Annotated in this window: 15 protein-coding genes; 13 read left to right on the top strand and 2 right to left on the bottom strand. The window is 65.0% G+C overall.

Annotated features, from left to right (window positions below; all coding sequences use genetic code 11):
- Positions 1-138 precede the first annotated feature (138 nt).
- The 4 genes from hpf to AEQU_RS07855 all read left to right on the top strand — a co-directional run bounded on the left by hpf (position 139) and on the right by AEQU_RS07855 (position 4,361).
- Positions 139-723: a ribosome hibernation-promoting factor, HPF/YfiA family gene (gene hpf, locus AEQU_RS07870; protein WP_022740393.1), complete on the top strand. Its 585-nt coding sequence runs from the start codon at positions 139-141 to the stop codon at positions 721-723.
- A 3-nt stretch (positions 724-726) separates the two neighbouring features.
- Positions 727-945 carry an acyl carrier protein gene (locus AEQU_RS07865; RefSeq protein WP_022740392.1) on the top strand — a complete coding sequence of 73 codons (219 nt, stop codon included), beginning with the start codon at positions 727-729 and terminating at the stop codon, positions 943-945.
- Between the two features lie 488 nt (positions 946-1,433).
- Positions 1,434-1,838 (top strand): metal-sensing transcriptional repressor, encoded by a 405-nt coding sequence (locus AEQU_RS07860; protein WP_022740391.1) that lies wholly within the window; start codon positions 1,434-1,436, stop codon positions 1,836-1,838.
- 12 nt (positions 1,839-1,850) lie between these two features.
- On the top strand, positions 1,851-4,361 hold the full coding sequence (locus AEQU_RS07855; RefSeq protein ID WP_022740390.1) for a heavy metal translocating P-type ATPase: 2,511 nt from the start codon (positions 1,851-1,853) through the stop codon (positions 4,359-4,361).
- Positions 4,362-4,374: 13 nt separating this feature from the next.
- On the opposite strand, the gene AEQU_RS07850 is transcribed toward AEQU_RS07855, so the two are convergent.
- The gene (locus AEQU_RS07850) at positions 4,375-4,890 is read right to left on the bottom strand and encodes a DUF6125 family protein (RefSeq protein ID WP_022740389.1); all 516 of its coding nucleotides are present in this window, start codon (positions 4,888-4,890) and stop codon (positions 4,375-4,377) included.
- A 113-nt stretch (positions 4,891-5,003) separates the two neighbouring features.
- Here AEQU_RS07850 and glmU point away from each other — a divergent pair, with 113 nt between their 5' ends.
- The 6 genes from glmU (at position 5,004) to AEQU_RS07820 (ending at position 12,108) form a co-directional block, all read left to right on the top strand.
- Positions 5,004-6,380 carry a bifunctional UDP-N-acetylglucosamine diphosphorylase/glucosamine-1-phosphate N-acetyltransferase GlmU gene (glmU, locus tag AEQU_RS07845; RefSeq protein WP_022740388.1) on the top strand — a complete coding sequence of 459 codons (1,377 nt, stop codon included), beginning with the start codon at positions 5,004-5,006 and terminating at the stop codon, positions 6,378-6,380.
- 88 nt (positions 6,381-6,468) lie between these two features.
- Positions 6,469-7,434, top strand: coding sequence for a ribose-phosphate diphosphokinase (locus AEQU_RS07840; protein ID WP_022740387.1), 966 nt, complete (start codon positions 6,469-6,471; stop codon positions 7,432-7,434).
- A gap of 182 nt (positions 7,435-7,616) precedes the next feature.
- Positions 7,617-8,177, top strand: a complete 561-nt coding sequence (gene pth / locus AEQU_RS07835; protein WP_041715268.1) for an aminoacyl-tRNA hydrolase — start codon at positions 7,617-7,619, stop codon at positions 8,175-8,177.
- 15 nt (positions 8,178-8,192) lie between these two features.
- Positions 8,193-9,578, top strand: coding sequence for an MFS transporter (locus tag AEQU_RS07830; protein ID WP_022740385.1), 1,386 nt, complete (start codon positions 8,193-8,195; stop codon positions 9,576-9,578).
- Between the two features lie 44 nt (positions 9,579-9,622).
- Positions 9,623-11,491, top strand: coding sequence for an ABC-F family ATP-binding cassette domain-containing protein (locus AEQU_RS07825; protein WP_022740384.1), 1,869 nt, complete (start codon positions 9,623-9,625; stop codon positions 11,489-11,491).
- On the top strand, positions 11,491-12,108 hold the full coding sequence (locus tag AEQU_RS07820) for a YigZ family protein (protein WP_022740383.1): 618 nt from the start codon (positions 11,491-11,493) through the stop codon (positions 12,106-12,108). Before AEQU_RS07825 ends, AEQU_RS07820 begins: the two co-directional genes overlap by 1 nt.
- Positions 12,109-12,151: 43 nt before the next feature.
- Here AEQU_RS07820 and AEQU_RS13040 read toward each other — a convergent pair whose 3' ends face one another.
- Complete coding sequence (locus AEQU_RS13040; RefSeq protein ID WP_270356267.1) at positions 12,152-12,280, bottom strand: hypothetical protein; 129 nt, start codon at positions 12,278-12,280, stop codon at positions 12,152-12,154.
- Between the two features lie 112 nt (positions 12,281-12,392).
- On the opposite strand from AEQU_RS13040, the gene AEQU_RS07815 reads away from it, so the two are divergent.
- The 3 genes from AEQU_RS07815 to queC are packed head-to-tail and all read left to right on the top strand — an operon-like array spanning position 12,393 to position 14,318.
- On the top strand, positions 12,393-12,818 hold the full coding sequence (locus AEQU_RS07815; RefSeq protein WP_022740381.1) for a 6-pyruvoyl trahydropterin synthase family protein: 426 nt from the start codon (positions 12,393-12,395) through the stop codon (positions 12,816-12,818).
- Positions 12,819-12,821: 3 nt separating this feature from the next.
- Entirely contained in the window at positions 12,822-13,607 is a 786-nt protein-coding gene (locus tag AEQU_RS07810; RefSeq protein ID WP_022740380.1) for a radical SAM protein, read from the top strand.
- 21 nt (positions 13,608-13,628) lie between these two features.
- Complete coding sequence (queC, locus tag AEQU_RS07805; RefSeq protein ID WP_022740379.1) at positions 13,629-14,318, top strand: 7-cyano-7-deazaguanine synthase QueC; 690 nt, start codon at positions 13,629-13,631, stop codon at positions 14,316-14,318.
- The last annotated feature ends 142 nt before the right edge of the window (positions 14,319-14,460 follow it).

Raw genomic sequence — 14,460 nt, 5'->3', positions numbered from 1 at the left:
CAATCTAGCGAAAAGTGCGCTATGCTGTTTTTTCCAGTTTGGAAGGGTGCGTTTTACGCATGGTGCGCTCAGGTGCCCCAGCGGGCTCGCGCCTTCCACGCTGATTGTGCAAGCAACGAGGTAAAAGAGGTGGAAATCATGACGATCACCGTGTCCGGACGCAAAATGCCCGTCACCGACGCCCTTCGTCAGTACGCTGAGGAGAAGGTCGGTAACGCGATCAAGGCTGTGGACGCCGACACCGTCTCCACGGAAATTGTTCTTTACACCGAGAAGAACCCGGCCAACCCGCTGCCGGCTATTTGCGAGGTTACCGTCCGCGTCAAGGGCCACATCGTGCGCGTGGAGGAAAGCGAAGAGGACATGTACGCCGCCATCGACGTGGCTGCCGCCAAGGTCGCCCGCCAGCTGCGCAAGTACAAGACCCGCGTGCTGGACAAGAAGGTTCGCGCCACCGAGCGCATCGTCGACTACGCCCACGAGGACGCCCACCCGGAGAGCGAGCTGGATCTCGACCGTCTGATGGACGAGCTGTCCGAGGACGAGATCATCCGCCGCAAGGAGACGGAGTTCACGCCCATGACCGAAGAAGAGGCGCTCATCCAGATCGATCTGCTGGGTCACGACTTTTTCGCGTACACTGATCGCGACACCAACCTGGTGCACATCCTGTACCGCCGCGAGGACGGCGGCTACGGTCTGCTCACCCAAAAGGAGGATTAGTTCATGGCCACTATCGACACCATCGCCGGCGTTCTCGAGAGCAACCTCGACATCGACCCCGCCACCGTCACCACCGAGGCGACCTTCGAGTCCCTCGGCATCGACTCGCTGGACATGGTCGAGCTCATCTGCGACTTGGAGGAGGCCTGCGAGGTCGACTTCGGCGAGCCCGAGGGGCTTGTCACCGTGGGCGACCTGGTTGCTTACATCGACTCGCTGTAAGCGCCCGTCGCGTTTCAGCAGAACTGGGGCCCCGCAGCCATCAGGTTGCGGGGCCTTTTGTTGCCTAGTTCCCTGCGTCTGTGCCGAAAGAGGCCCCGTGTGGGCTCGTGCCGCTCTGCCGGAGGAAACGTGTCTGAGCCCCGTTCGATAAGAGCGGTCGCGCTCCACTTCTATGGGAACCGATTCCGATCGGCCTTTTCGGTAATGGCCGCTTCGCGCTTCATCTCGTCTCGCTTAGTCGATGAAGGCTCCTGTCGCTGCATGAGATTGACGGTTATGAGCGTCTGAAGGGCAGCTATAGTGATTAGAATTAACGATAATTGACAATTTCGAGTGAACTTAGATTCTCCAGACGCTCATAACCGTCAATCTCATGCAAAATCGTGGGTCTTCGTTGACTGCGGTTTTTCCTGCTTGACGAAAATACCCCCTAGGGGTATAAGTTTTTTTTCGAGAATGAAAGCCGGAGCTATGAGCGAAGGAATGCTATGAAGAACGAGAAAGCATGCAGCGGGGAAGGGACGGCGCAGACAATGCCGAAGGCCGGGGCGGCCCAGGCGGCGGCCAAGACTGGTGCAGGTAGAACGGGCCACGTGCCCGATTGCCCCTGCCGGCACAAGAACACACCGCGCAGCACCGAGCTGCAGGCGGATATGCAGAAGCGGCTGAACCGGGCCATCGGGCAGCTTACCGGCGTGAAGGCCATGATCGAGGACAACCGCTATTGCGGGGATGTGCTCACCCAGCTGGCCGCCGCCGAGGCGGCGGTGCGGCGCGTGTCGGAGATGGTGCTGGCCGAGCATATGCGCACCTGCGTGGTGGAAGAGGTGCGCGCCGGCAACGACGAGGTGATCGACGAAGTGATGGCGCTCATGAGCCGCTTCTCGAAGTAAGGAAGGCAAGCTATGCCCCAACGAGAGACAATCCAGCAGGAGACGATACAGCAGGAGACGACTCGGCAAGAGGCGCCGCAGCACGACGGCGAAGCGCCCTGGGCCAACCTGCGTCTGGCCATCGACGGCATGCACTGCGCGAACTGCGCGGCCAACATCGAGAAGCACTACCGCGCCACGCCCGGCGTCGTCGATGTGGCGGTGAACCTGGCCAACAACACGGGGCGCGTGGTGTTCGACCCGGCCCAGGCCAGCGTGGACGACATGCTCGCCGTCTTCGACAACTTGTCCTTCACGGCCGAGATCATTCCCGAGGACGCACCGCTCGTGGACGAGAAGCGCCGCGCCCGCGAGGCCGCCCGGGGCCGCCGCGATCGCAAGGTGTTCGGCGTGGCGGCCGTGCTCACGGTGATCATCGTGGCCATCGGCATGATTCCCGGCTGGCACATGGGGGTGGGCGCGGCCCTGGCGGGGCTGTTCGTGCCCGAGCCCACCCATGTGCAGGCCATGTTCGCGGCGAACCTCTTGCTGCTGGCGCTTACGGCCCCGGTGCAGTTCGGTTGCGGCGCGCGGTTCTACAAGGGCGCGTGGGGCTCCCTTAAGGGCGGCTCGGCGAACATGGATGTGCTCGTGGCGCTCGGTACCTCCATTGCGTTTCTGTTCTCGCTGTGGATCACGTTTTTGCCGGTGATCACGGGGGATTGGGAAAGCCATGCGGCGCTCGCCATCAACGACGGCATGCCCTATTTCGAGACCTGTGCCATGCTCATCACCTTCGTGCTGTTTGGCAAGATGCTGGAAAGCCGCGCCAAGGGCGCCACGAACCAGGCCATCGAGTCGCTCATGAACCTCACCCCGCCAACGGCGCGGGTGGTCCGCGGCGGCGAGGAGCGCGAGGTGCCGCTGGCCCAGGTGGTGGCCGGCGACACGGTGCTCGTGCGGCCGGGCGAGAAGATGCCGGTCGATGGTGTGGTGGTGGAAGGCGCCACGGAAGTGGACGAGTCCATGCTGACCGGCGAGACGCTGCCCGTGGTGAAGGCCCAAGGCGACGCGGTGACCGGCGGCACCCAGAACACCACTGGTGCGGTAACCGTGCGCGCCCTGCGCGTGGGCGCCGATTCCACGCTGGCCCGCATCGTGCGCGCCGTGGAAGACGCCCAGGGCACCAAAGCCCCCATCCAGCGCATCGCTGACCGCATCGCGGCGGTGTTCGTGCCCGCCATCCTGCTGATCGCGCTTGCTGTGTTCGGCGTGTGGTTCTTCCTCGTGCCGGCTAGCCCCGACGGCCGCCTGGTGCAGGCGCTCATGCCGGCCATCGCCGTCATCTGCGTGGCGTGCCCCTGCGCGCTGGGCCTTGCGACCCCCACGGCGCTCACCGTGGGTATGGGGAAGGGCGCCCAGCTCGGCGTGCTCATCAAGGACGGCACCGTGCTGGAGACCATGGGCAACCTCACGGCGGCCGTCTTCGACAAGACGGGCACCCTTACGCAGGGCGAGCCGGTCGTTGTGGCCTGCGATGTTCCCGATGACGCCCTGCGTCTGGCCGCCGCTCTGGAGGCGAAGAGCGAGCATCCCCTGGCCCGCGCCGTCGTGGCCTATGCAACCGGGCGCGACCTGGCGCCGCTGCCCGCGGCTGAGTCCTTCGAGGCCGTCGTCGGCGAGGGCGTGCGCGGCGTCGTGGAAGGCCACGAGGTGTTCGTGGGCGTCGGGAAGGCCGAGGGTGATGGGGCCGGGGCCTCGGGCTCGCTCGTGTCCATCGACGGCGTGCCTGCGGGCCGCATCCAGTTCCGCGACGAGCCCAAGCCGGACGCGGCGGCCACGGTGCGCGAGCTGTCCCGCGACTTCGCCGTGACCTCCTACATGGTCACCGGCGACGCGGCGCCCACGGCCCGGGCCATCGCCGAGGAGGTGGGCATCGCGCCCGACCACGTGTTCGCCGGTGTGAAACCGCTCGAGAAGGCCGATTGCGTGCGCGCCGTGCGGGGCGCCGCCGACGTCTCCATGCTCGGCAAGGCCGCCGCCGAGGCCCGCGATACCGAGAAGGACGACGAGCGCATTTTGGAAATGGAAGCGACCGACCCCGCCTTCATGGCCGCCTCCGACCCCGACATGGGCATTCCTGCCGAGCCGGTGCCCCTCGAGTCGCCCGCGAGCGCCGCCCAGGATGCGGCCGCCGGCGCGAAGACAGTCGTGGCCTTCGTGGGCGACGGCATCAACGACGCCCCGGCGCTGGCCGCCGCCGACATCGGCGTGGCGCTGGCCTCGGGCACCGATGTGGCCCTGGATGCCGGAAGCGTGGTACTCATGCGCAACCGCCTGTCCGACCTCATCGTGGCCCTGCGCCTGTCGAAGGCCACCATGCGCAAGATCAAGCAGAACCTGTTCTGGGCGCTCATCTACAACTGCATCATGATCCCGCTGGCCGCCGTGGGCATCCTCGCCCCGGCCCTCGCCGGCGCCGCCATGGCCCTCTCCAGCGTCAGCGTCGTCAGCAACTCCCTTCTGCTGAAACGGTTCAAGTAGAAGGGGGCGCGGTCTACCCCTCCATCCGGAAGCGCCAGGCGCAGTTGCAGGTGTTGTCGGTGACGTCGGGAAAGCAGCTTGCGCACTCGCAGCGGATGCGGTCGTCCAGGGCGGCGGCGAAGCCGGCGTACTCCAGTTCGCCCACGCTCTTGCAGGGGTGGAACTCCATCCCCTTGCGCGCGCGGGCGTTCTGCACGCGGCAGTCGGTGATGCGGAAGACGAGAGAGCCGTCGTCTTCCCGGCAAATCTCCCATTCGTTTGCCAGTGAGGTGCAGCGCAAAGGCAGCGCCTCGGCGAGTCCCTCAAGTCCGCATCTATCCGAAAGGCCGAGCAGCTTCTTCAGCCGTCGGGCCTCGCTGGGCACGAAGCGTCGCCAGGCAGCACGGTCGTGCTCCATGGCCGTGTCCATGCCCTGCTCGCGTTCCAGCGATTGGAACCATGTTCCGTCCAGCGCGATGAGGTCCTTCGCGGTGATTTCCAAAAGCTCGACCAGTTCTTCACGGGTCAGCGCATCCAATCCTTGGGCCATGGTCGCCTCCTTTCCCTAGTGTCGACCTGCTCGATTATAGGCTCCTTGCGCTATACTAGGCCAATTGGAAATGGGCGCGAACGAGCGCACGTATAGCTATAGAAAGGCGTTTCATGGAAACTGCTGCGATTATTTTGGCCGCGGGGGCCGGTACCCGTATGAAGTCGAAGAAGCCGAAGGTGGTTCACGAGGTGCTGGGCCGCCCGCTCGTGCGGTGGGTCGTGGAAGCGGCCAAGGAGGCGGGCGCCGATAGGGTCGTCACCGTGGTGGGGCATATGCGCGACCAGGTGATCCCTTTGGTGGAAGGCGATACCGAGGTCGTCGTGCAGGAGGCCCAGCGCGGCACGGCGGATGCGGTGCTGGCCGCCGCCGATGCCCTGGCCGGCTTCGACGGCGCCGTCGTGGTGCTCTCCGGCGACTCCCCGCTCATTCAGCCCGAGACCATTCGCCAGATGGCGGCTCTGCGCGAGGAGCACAACGCGGCGGTCATCGTGCTTACCATGGAGCTTGAAAACCCCTTCGGCTACGGCCGCATCGTGCGCGACGGCGCCGGGGAGGTGGCCCGCATCGTCGAGCAGAAGGACGCGAGCCCCGAGGAAGCGGCCATCACCGAGTGCAACTCCGGCGTCTACTGCTTCGACGCCCGCGCCCTTTTCGACGCGCTTTCCCAGGTGAACTCCGACAACGCCCAGGGCGAGTTCTATCTTACCGACGTGCTGGCCATCAGCCGCGCCGCCGGGCGGCCCGTGCTCGCCTATAAGACGAGCGATGCGGAGCAGTGCCTGGGCGTGAACTCCCGCGACCAGCTGGCCGAAGCGACCCGCGTCATGCAGCGGCGCATCAACGACGCGCACATGGCCGCTGGCGTCACGATGTGGGATCCGGCCACGGCCTACATCGGCCCCGAGGTGGAGATCGCCCCCGACGTGGAGCTTCTGCCCAACGTCATGCTGCTGGGTAAGACGACGATCGGCGAGGACAGTGTTGTGGGCCCGAACAGCCGCCTGACCGACACGCGCGTCGGGTGCGGCTGCCGCATCGACGAGACCGTGGCGGTGGAGGCGCTCATCGATGACGGCGCCACCTGCGGTCCGCGCGCCTACCTGCGTCCGGCGGCGCACTTGTGCGAGGGCGCCAAGGCCGGCACCCACGTGGAGATCAAGAAATCTACCATTGGCAAGGGCTCGAAGGTGCCGCATCTGTCCTACATCGGCGACACCACCATGGGGGAGGGCGTGAACATCGGCGCCGGTTCCATCACCTGCAACTACGACGGCGCGAACAAGCACGCCACCGTCATCGAGGACGGCGCCTTCGTAGGATCCGATACCATGATGGTAGCGCCCGTGACCATCGGCGCCGGGGCGCACGTGGGTGCTGGCTCCACCATCACTAAGGACGTGACGCCGGGAGCGCTGGCCCTCGGCCGCGCCAGACAGCAGGAGATAGAAGGCTGGGTGGCGGCCCACCCCATCGAGAAGAAGAAATAGTCGGTCGCGCCGCTTCAGCCCGCATGAAGCGGCGCGCCGTACTACAATAACCGAAGCTGAAAGACCCGTCGCAGAAGGGACGCACCCTATGACCGAGATGACCAAGCGCATGATCCTGTTCTCCGGCTCGGTGAATCCGGAGCTGGCCGAGGAGATCGCCAAGTACCTGAACGTGAACCTCGGCAACATCAAGCACGAGAAGTTCGCCAACGGCGAGATCTACGCCCGCTACCAGGAGTCCATCCGCGGCGCCGACGTGTTCCTCATCCAGTCGGTGTGCGCGAGCGAGACCTTCGACGTGAACGACGCCCTCATGGAGCTGCTCATCATGGCCGATGCCGCCAAGCGCGCAAGCGCCCGCTCCATCTCGGCGGTCATCGCGCACTACGGTTACGCCCGTCAGGACCGCAAGGCCGCCCCGCGCGAGCCCATCACGGCCAAGCTCGTGGCCGATCTGCTCGAGGTCTCCGGCATCGACAACATCATCACGGTGGATCTGCACCAGGATGCCATCCAGGGCTTCTTCGACATCCCCGTGAACCACATGACGGCCATGCCCATCTTCGTGGACTACTTCCGCAACAAGGGTTTCGACCCCGAGCGTCTGTGCGTGGTCTCGCCGGACGTGGGCCGCGCGAAGGCGGCGAAGAAGTTCTCCACGGCGCTCGATTGCGACATCGCCATCATGCACAAGGATCGCCCGAAGCACAACCAGGCCGAGATCACCGCGCTTATCGGCGACGTGACCGACAAGATCTGCATCCTGAACGACGACATGATCGACACGGGCGGCTCGCTTGTGGCCGCGGCCGCCACGCTGAAGGCCAAGGGCGCCGCCGAGGTGTACGCCTGCGCTACCCACGGCCTGTTCTCCGGCCCGGCCTACGAGCGTCTGGAGAACTCCTGCATCGAGGAAGTGGTGGTCACCAACGCCGTGCCCGTGCCGCTCGCGCGCCAGACCGGCAAGATCAAGGTGCTCTCCATCGCGCCGCTGTTCGCGCAGACCATCGATGTGGTGTACAACAACGGCTCTATTGGGAAATTGTTCGAATAGCTGCTTGGCTGTCCGACCCGAGTTCCCGGGGAGGAAGCCCGTGCTCAAACAGCATTGAAGCGCGGGTCTCTCCGAGGGTCTCGGGCCTTTTTTCTTTGCGCTTCAATGAACTGCGCGCGGGCCCCCTCTCCGGGGACTCGGGCCTACTCTTCCAAAGATGAATGACGGAAATAGGTGACAAGTTGTATATGATCGCGGGCCTGGGGAATCCGGGCGAGGAGTACGAGCACACGCGGCACAACGCCGGGTTCGATACGGTGGATGCGCTGGCCGATGAGCTGGGCGTGCGCTACTGGAAGAACGAGGGCGGGGCGCTCGTGGGGAAGGCGAGCTGCCATGGCCACGAGCTTCTGCTCGTAAAGCCCCAGAGCTTCATGAACACCTCGGGAGGCCCGGTGAGCAAGCTCATGCGGACGCACAAGGCGCCCCCCGACCATCTCATCGTCATCCACGACGAGCTGGACATCGACCCAGGCACTATTCGGGTGAAGTTCGGCGGGGGACATGCCGGCCATAACGGGCTGCGCTCCATCTGCGACAAGCTGGGCACCCGCGATTGGTTCCGGGTGCGCATCGGCATCGGGAGGCCGCCGGGACGAAAGCCCGTGGTCGACTGGGTGCTCTCGCGCCCCCGCAGCAAGGACGATACCGAGGCCTTCGAGCATGCGGTGGCGCAGGGCGCTGAGGCGGTGCTCTCGCTCATCGACAACGGGCTGGAAAAGACCCAGCAGCGGTTCAACTGAGGGCCGGAAGCTCCCATGCGTCTTTCCGAGAAGGGGCACACCTACGCCCTGTTCGCCATCGTGGTCATCACCTGCGCGTTAGGATCGCTTTCCCAAACCGCTACGAACTCCATGCTCACGGGCATTTGCGCGGAGTTTTTCATCGATGCCGGCGAGGGGCAGTGGCTGACCACGGTCTACATGCTCGTTATGGGTATTACGGTGCCGGTGGTGACGTTCCTCGCCCGGCGTATGTCGGTCAAGCGCCTGGTGTGTCTGGCCCTCGGGCTCTTTCTGGCGGGCTCAGCCGTTGATCTGATTGCCCGAACCTTCTTCACGCTCGTGCTGGGACGCGTGCTGCAGGCGGTGGCTACGGGCATCACGCTGCCGCTCGTGCAGTCGCTGGCCATGACGCGCTTTCCGAGAGAGCGCACGGGCACGACCATGGGCATTGCCGGCATTGCCATGGGGTTCGCCCCCAACATCGGGCCCATCATCGGCGGCGCGCTCGTAGACTCCTGGGGCTGGCGCAGCTTCTACGGGCTGCTAATCGGCATTTTGGTGCTGCTCGCGTTGGCCTGCGCTCTGTTGGTGCGCGAGGAGGGAGATGGCAGTGCCGGCGCCGTGCTGGACGTGCCGTCGCTGGCGCTTTCCACGCTCGGTTTCGGCGGGCTGCTCTTGGCGGCATCGAATGCGGCGAACATGCCGCTGTCCAGCGAGGGCGTGTGGGTGCCGGCGCTGAGCGGTGCCTGCTGCGTGGCCGCGTTCCTCGTGCGGCAGAACCGTATTTCCCATCCGCTTATTTATCTGGGCGTGTTTCGCGCTCGCCAGTACCGGGCGGCATTCGTGGCCCAGAACTGCCTGTTCGCCTCGTTCATGGGCATCACGCTCATCGTTCCCTTGTTCGTGCAGGGCATCTGTGGGCTCTCGGCGCTCGATGCCGGCATCGTGTTCGTGCCGGCTACGGTGATAGCCCTGTTCCTGAATCCGCTAGCTGGCCTGCTCACCGATCGGGTGGGCGCACGCGCGGTTACGGTGACGGGCGCCGTACTGCTCGTCGTTGGTGCGGCCTCCATGATGTTCGTGGATGCAGCGACTCCGCTATGGCTGCTGACGGCCATGCAAGCGGTACGCGCTTTGGGCGTGAGCACGCTCGTGGGGCCGTTGAATTCCTGGGGTCTTTCGGGCTTGCTTCCCGCGAACACGATGGACGGCAGTGTCTTTTTCGCCACGGCCCGCCAGGTGTGCGCCTCGCTCGGCACGGCGCTCATGATGCTGCTCGTGGCAAGCGTGCCCGCATCGCTGGCTCTGGCGGGTGTGGGCGGCGCGGAGGCGGCCGTGTGGGGCTATCGGGCGGCCTTCGCTCTGTCGGCGGCGCTTTCGCTAGCGGTGCTCATTGTTGCCGTTTGGAAAATCCGTTAGCGTATAATCTGCTCCGAAGCGAATGGAAGTGAAAGGCGGCCTTGGTGGCGTTTCTTCTCGGTTGTGAAAAAGTGAGCGTGGAATTCCCCACGAAGACGGTGTTCGAGGGGCTGTCCCTCGGGGTGGACGAGGGGGCTCGCATCGGCATCGTGGGCCAGAACGGCGATGGGAAATCCACGCTTTTGCGGGTGCTTTCGGGCGATGTGGAAGTGGACGACGGCCGTGTCATCCGCACCCGCGGCGTTTCGGTGGGCGTACTCGGCCAGAGCGACGATTTGCGCGACGCGGACACCGTGGAGCGGGCCGTGGTGGGGGATGTCCCCGAATACGAGTGGGCCGGCGACCCTCGGGTTCGCGCCATTATCGCGGGGCTGCTCGAGGATGTGGATTGGAATGCGACGGTGGGCACCCTTTCCGGCGGCCAGCGTCGGCGGGTCGATCTGGCCCGGCTGCTCATCGGCGACTGGGACGTGCTCATGCTGGACGAGCCCACCAACCACCTGGATGTGCGCGCCATCACCTGGCTCGCCGAGCACTTGAAGACCCGCTGGCGCCGCGGAGCGGGGGCGCTGCTCGTGGTGACCCACGACCGCTGGTTCCTCGACGAGGTCTGCGAGGCCATGTGGGAGGTGCACGGTCGGCGCGTCTGGCCCTTCGAGGGAGGCTTCTCCGCTTACATCATGCAGCGGGTGGAACGGGATCGCTTGGAGGCTTTGGCCGAGCAGAAGCGCCAGAACGCCCTGCGCCGCGAGCTGGCGTGGCTCTCCCGCGGCGCCCGTGCGCGGGCTACGAAGCCCAAGTTCCACGTGGCCGCCGCCCAGGCGCTCATCGCCGACGTGCCGCCCTTGCGCAACGAGCTGGAGCTCAAGCGCATGGCCATGGCGCGTCTCGGCAAGCAAGTGGTCGACCTTAAGGGCGCATCGCTGCGCTTCGGGGATCGCGTCATCTTGGACGACGTCGACTGGATCATCGGCCCGGGCGATCGCTACGGCATTGTGGGCGCCAACGGCATCGGCAAGACAACGCTTCTGCGCATCATCCAAGGGCTGCAGCCGCTCGATTCCGGGCGCGTGAAAATCGGCCAGACCGTGCGGTTCGCCGTGCTGTCGCAGCATTTGGACGAGCTGCGCAAGCTCGGCGACGACCGGGTGCGCCAGGTGATCTCGCGCTACTCGCGGCGCACGATGCTCGACGGCAAGGAGATGACGCCGGGACAGCTCTTGGAACGGCTCGGGTTCACGAAGGACGACCAGAACGAGCCGGTGTGCGACCTGTCCGGCGGCCAGAAGCGCCGGCTGGCGCTCATGCTCATTTTGCTGGATGAGCCGAACGTGCTCATCTTGGACGAGCCGGGAAACGACCTGGACACCGATATGCTTGCGGCGGTGGAGAGCCTGCTCGACGGCTGGCCGGGCACACTCTTGCTCGTCACCCACGACCGCTACCTCATGGAACGCGTGACCGACCACCAGTTCGCCCTCATCGACGGCAAGGTGCGCCATTTGCCCGGTGGCGTGGACGAGTACCTGAAACTCGCCGAAGAGGCCGACCGCGAAGCCGCGAAGAGCGCCGGCGGCGGCCGCGGAAATGACTCTGGGGTCGGCTCCGTAGGGGGCGACCTTGGTCGCCCCTCGCTCGCGACCTCCAGCAATCCCGGGAATGCGGCCGCCTCTTGCGCCCCCGTCCTCTCCGGCGGCGAGCAGCGCGCCCTGCGCAAGCTCATGACCTCCAACGAGAAGAAGATCGAGACCCTGAAGGGCAAGATCGAGAAGAAGCAGCTGGAAATGGCCGCCGCCGACCAATCTGACTATCTGGTGCTCACCGCCATGCAAGAGGAAATCGCCGACTTCGAAACCCAAATAGAAGCCCTCGAGCTGGAATGGTTCGAAGCCGCCGAGAAGCTGGGGGAGTAGTGGCCGCATACAAAACCATAGCCGCTCGTGCCGAGGCCGAGATCGTCGAGAAGAAGAGCCGCTTCATCGGGCAAATCGCGCCGGTCGCCACTGAGGAAGAGGCACTCGCTTTCATCGCCGAGGTGAAGGCGGCCCATCGCATGGCGCGCCACAACGTGTACGCCTACGTGCTGCGCGGGGGACGTGTGCGCTACACCGACGACGGCGAGCCGGCCAAAACGGCGGGCATGCCGACGCTCCAGGCTATCCAGCATGCGGGTTTGGAGGACGTGGCCGTGGTCGTCACCCGCTACTTCGGTGGCATCCTGCTCGGCACCGGCGGCCTGGTGCGCGCCTATACCGACGCCACGAAAGCGGTCATCGAAGCGGCGGACATCGTCACGGTGTCGGTCTGCGTCGACATCGTTCTGGAGGTGCCCTACAGTCTGTACGAGCAGCTGTGCCGGGTGGCCGAGGCCTGCGGCGCGAAGCTGCAGGAGAGCGACTTTGCCGAGAACGTCCTGCTCACCTTCCGCATGCTCGACGGCACCCAGGCCTCCTTCCTGGAAAAGCTCACCGAGCTCACCCGCGGCCAAAGTGAAATCATCGTGACCGCCCCCTTCGACGCCGCGTTCTGATGGGTGAACCTGTGCTATAATCGTTTTGCCTAAAGAAGGGCGCCTAATCCTCGCCCTCTTTGTTGGAGTTCCCGCCGTTATTCGGCGGGTTCTCTTTTTGTAGCGTCAAAACAGCTACAATGAATGTGGCAACTCCAACAAGGACTTGGATTAAGGCCAGCATATCGCTCATCTGCATCACCCCCTCTCTAGCTAGCATCGTGGCGGGGTGAATGCAGAGGGCGTTTGCTCCCTGCGATGTTGATTATATCATACAAATGTTCGTAGATTGGTGAGAATTCGATATGTACGGATTGAAGACAGAGAGCTCGTTCGATGCCTCTCATTTTCTGACCGATTATCATGGGAAGTGCGAGAACCTGCATGGGCACCGCTGGCGCGTGGTGGCCTATCTGGAGGTGGAGCACCTGCAGACGGAGGGCACCTGCAAGGACATGGTGGTGGATTTCGGCGAGTTCAAAACCGAGCTGCGCGCGCTGACCGAGCGGCTCGACCACCATTTCATCGTGGAGGAGGGCTCCCTTGCCCCCGACACCTTGGCGTGCCTCGAGCGCGAGGGTTTCGCCCTGTTCATTGTGCCCTTCCGCACCACGGCGGAGAACCTCGCGAAGTGGTTCTTCGACGCGCTGGCCGCCCGCGGGCTGCCCGTGGCCCAGGTGGAGGTCTACGAGACCCCCAACAACTGCGCCTACTACCGGGAGCAGCGATAGCCCATGGTGCCCGAGGAGGAGAACGACGGCCTGCTGGATGCCGAGCGGCACCAGGCGCGCCATACCATCGCCCCCCGTGCCCAGCTGTTCCCCGTGGCGGAGAAATTTGTGTCCGTGAACGGGGAGGGCCTGGCGGCGGGGCGGCCGGCCGCTTTCATCCGGTTCGCCGGCTGCAATATGTGGTGCACCTACTGCGACACCCGCTGGGCGAACCATCCGTTGGTGGAAGTGGAAGGGTGGAGCGTGCCCGATCTGGTGGCCTGGGTGGCCGAGACCGGCGTGTCGTGCGTGACGCTCACCGGCGGCGAGCCGCTTCTGCAGCCTTATCTGCCCGATCTGGTGCAGACTCTGCTCGCGGTGGACGACCCGCGCCCTTTGCGCGTGGAAATCGAGACGAACGGTTCGCGCGACCTGAGTCCCATGGCGCACTTGCGCGAGGCGTGCGCCGAGGCGGGGCTTCCCGGCAGCCTGCACTTCACGGTGGATTGGAAGACGCCCACGGCCGGCGAGGCCGTGTCCGCCGCCATGCGCCGCGAGAACTACGATCTGCTGGATACGCGCGATGCCGTAAAGTTCGTCGTGGGCACCGAGGACGATCTGGTCTTCATGGAGCGCTGCGCCGACGAGGCGGGGCTGTGGGATCGCTGCTCGGTGCTGGCAAGTCCGGTATGGGGCGCCATCGAGTCGGCGGAGATCGCCGCCTATCTGATCGAGCACGGCTTGGACCGCGCCCGTTTGCAGTTGCAGCTGCACAAGATCATCTGGCCCGACGAGACGCGCGGGGTTTAAGGATCTGGAAGGATAGGAACCATGACCAACAACAAAGCCCTGGTGCTGTGCTCCGGCGGCGTGGATTCCACGACGCTTTTGGCGCGGGCCGTGAGCAAGTACGGAGCGGAAAACGTGTATGCGCTTTCCATCAGCTACGGGCAGAAGCACGTTCGCGAGATTGAAGCGGCCCGCGCCGTGGCGGCCCATTACGGTGTAGAGCAGCGCTTCCTCGATTTGGGCGCCATCTTCGCCGACAGCGACTGCTCGCTTCTGGCCCATTCCGATGCGGCCATCCCCGAGTCCAGCTACGCCGATCAGCAGGCCGAAGGCGACGGCGGTCCGGTGAGCACGTATGTGCCCTTCCGCAACGGGCTCTTCCTCTCCTCGGCGGCCTCCATGGCCCTCTCGCTCGGCTGCTCGACGGTCTATTACGGAGCCCATCACGACGACTGGGCCGGCAACGCCTACCCCGATTGCTCGCTGGAGTTCGTGGAGGCCATGAATCGCGCCATCGTGGAGGGTACCGGCGGCGAGCTGTGCTTGGAAGCTCCGTTCGTCACCTGGTCGAAGGCCGACATCGTGCGCGAGGGGCTGGCCCTTGGCGTGCCCTACGAGCTCACCTGGTCGTGCTACGAAGGGGGAGAGGCGCCCTGCGGTCGTTGCGCCACCTGCCTCGACCGTGCCGCCGCCTTCGCCGCCAACGGCGTCGAAGATCCGGCTATGAGATAATCAAGCAGAGTTGAGTGTAGCGGGATGTGGGGTATTGCTCACCAAGCGAGTTCCGAGAGCGTTCGAAACAGGACTAAACGTCCTGTTTCGCCGAGCGAGGACTGTCTGAGCGACTGAGCGGTACCCCGCAGCCCGCCCCCAA

The organism is Adlercreutzia equolifaciens DSM 19450 (genome assembly GCF_000478885.1).
Classification (GTDB): domain Bacteria; phylum Actinomycetota; class Coriobacteriia; order Coriobacteriales; family Eggerthellaceae; genus Adlercreutzia; species Adlercreutzia equolifaciens.
The sequence above is the reverse complement of the archived record's forward strand: the minus strand, read 5'-3'. Positions and strand labels throughout refer to the sequence as shown.

Bases quoted from the DNA above. Each gene is read 5' to 3' on its own strand.
- hpf (WP_022740393.1), top strand. From the start codon at position 139: ATGACGATCACCGTGTCCGGACGCAAAATGCCCGTCACCGACGCCCTT.
- AEQU_RS07865 (WP_022740392.1), top strand. From the start codon at position 727: ATGGCCACTATCGACACCATCGCCGGCGTTCTCGAGAGCAACCTCGAC.
- AEQU_RS07860 (WP_022740391.1), top strand. From the start codon at position 1,434: ATGAAGAACGAGAAAGCATGCAGCGGGGAAGGGACGGCGCAGACAATG.
- AEQU_RS07855 (WP_022740390.1), top strand. From the start codon at position 1,851: ATGCCCCAACGAGAGACAATCCAGCAGGAGACGATACAGCAGGAGACG.
- AEQU_RS07850 (WP_022740389.1), bottom strand. From the start codon at position 4,890: ATGGCCCAAGGATTGGATGCGCTGACCCGTGAAGAACTGGTCGAGCTT.
- glmU (WP_022740388.1), top strand. From the start codon at position 5,004: ATGGAAACTGCTGCGATTATTTTGGCCGCGGGGGCCGGTACCCGTATG.
- AEQU_RS07840 (WP_022740387.1), top strand. From the start codon at position 6,469: ATGACCGAGATGACCAAGCGCATGATCCTGTTCTCCGGCTCGGTGAAT.
- AEQU_RS07830 (WP_022740385.1), top strand. From the start codon at position 8,193: ATGCGTCTTTCCGAGAAGGGGCACACCTACGCCCTGTTCGCCATCGTG.
- AEQU_RS13040 (WP_270356267.1), bottom strand. From the start codon at position 12,280: ATGAGCGATATGCTGGCCTTAATCCAAGTCCTTGTTGGAGTTGCCACA.
- AEQU_RS07815 (WP_022740381.1), top strand. From the start codon at position 12,393: ATGTACGGATTGAAGACAGAGAGCTCGTTCGATGCCTCTCATTTTCTG.
- AEQU_RS07810 (WP_022740380.1), top strand. From the start codon at position 12,822: ATGGTGCCCGAGGAGGAGAACGACGGCCTGCTGGATGCCGAGCGGCAC.
- queC (WP_022740379.1), top strand. From the start codon at position 13,629: ATGACCAACAACAAAGCCCTGGTGCTGTGCTCCGGCGGCGTGGATTCC.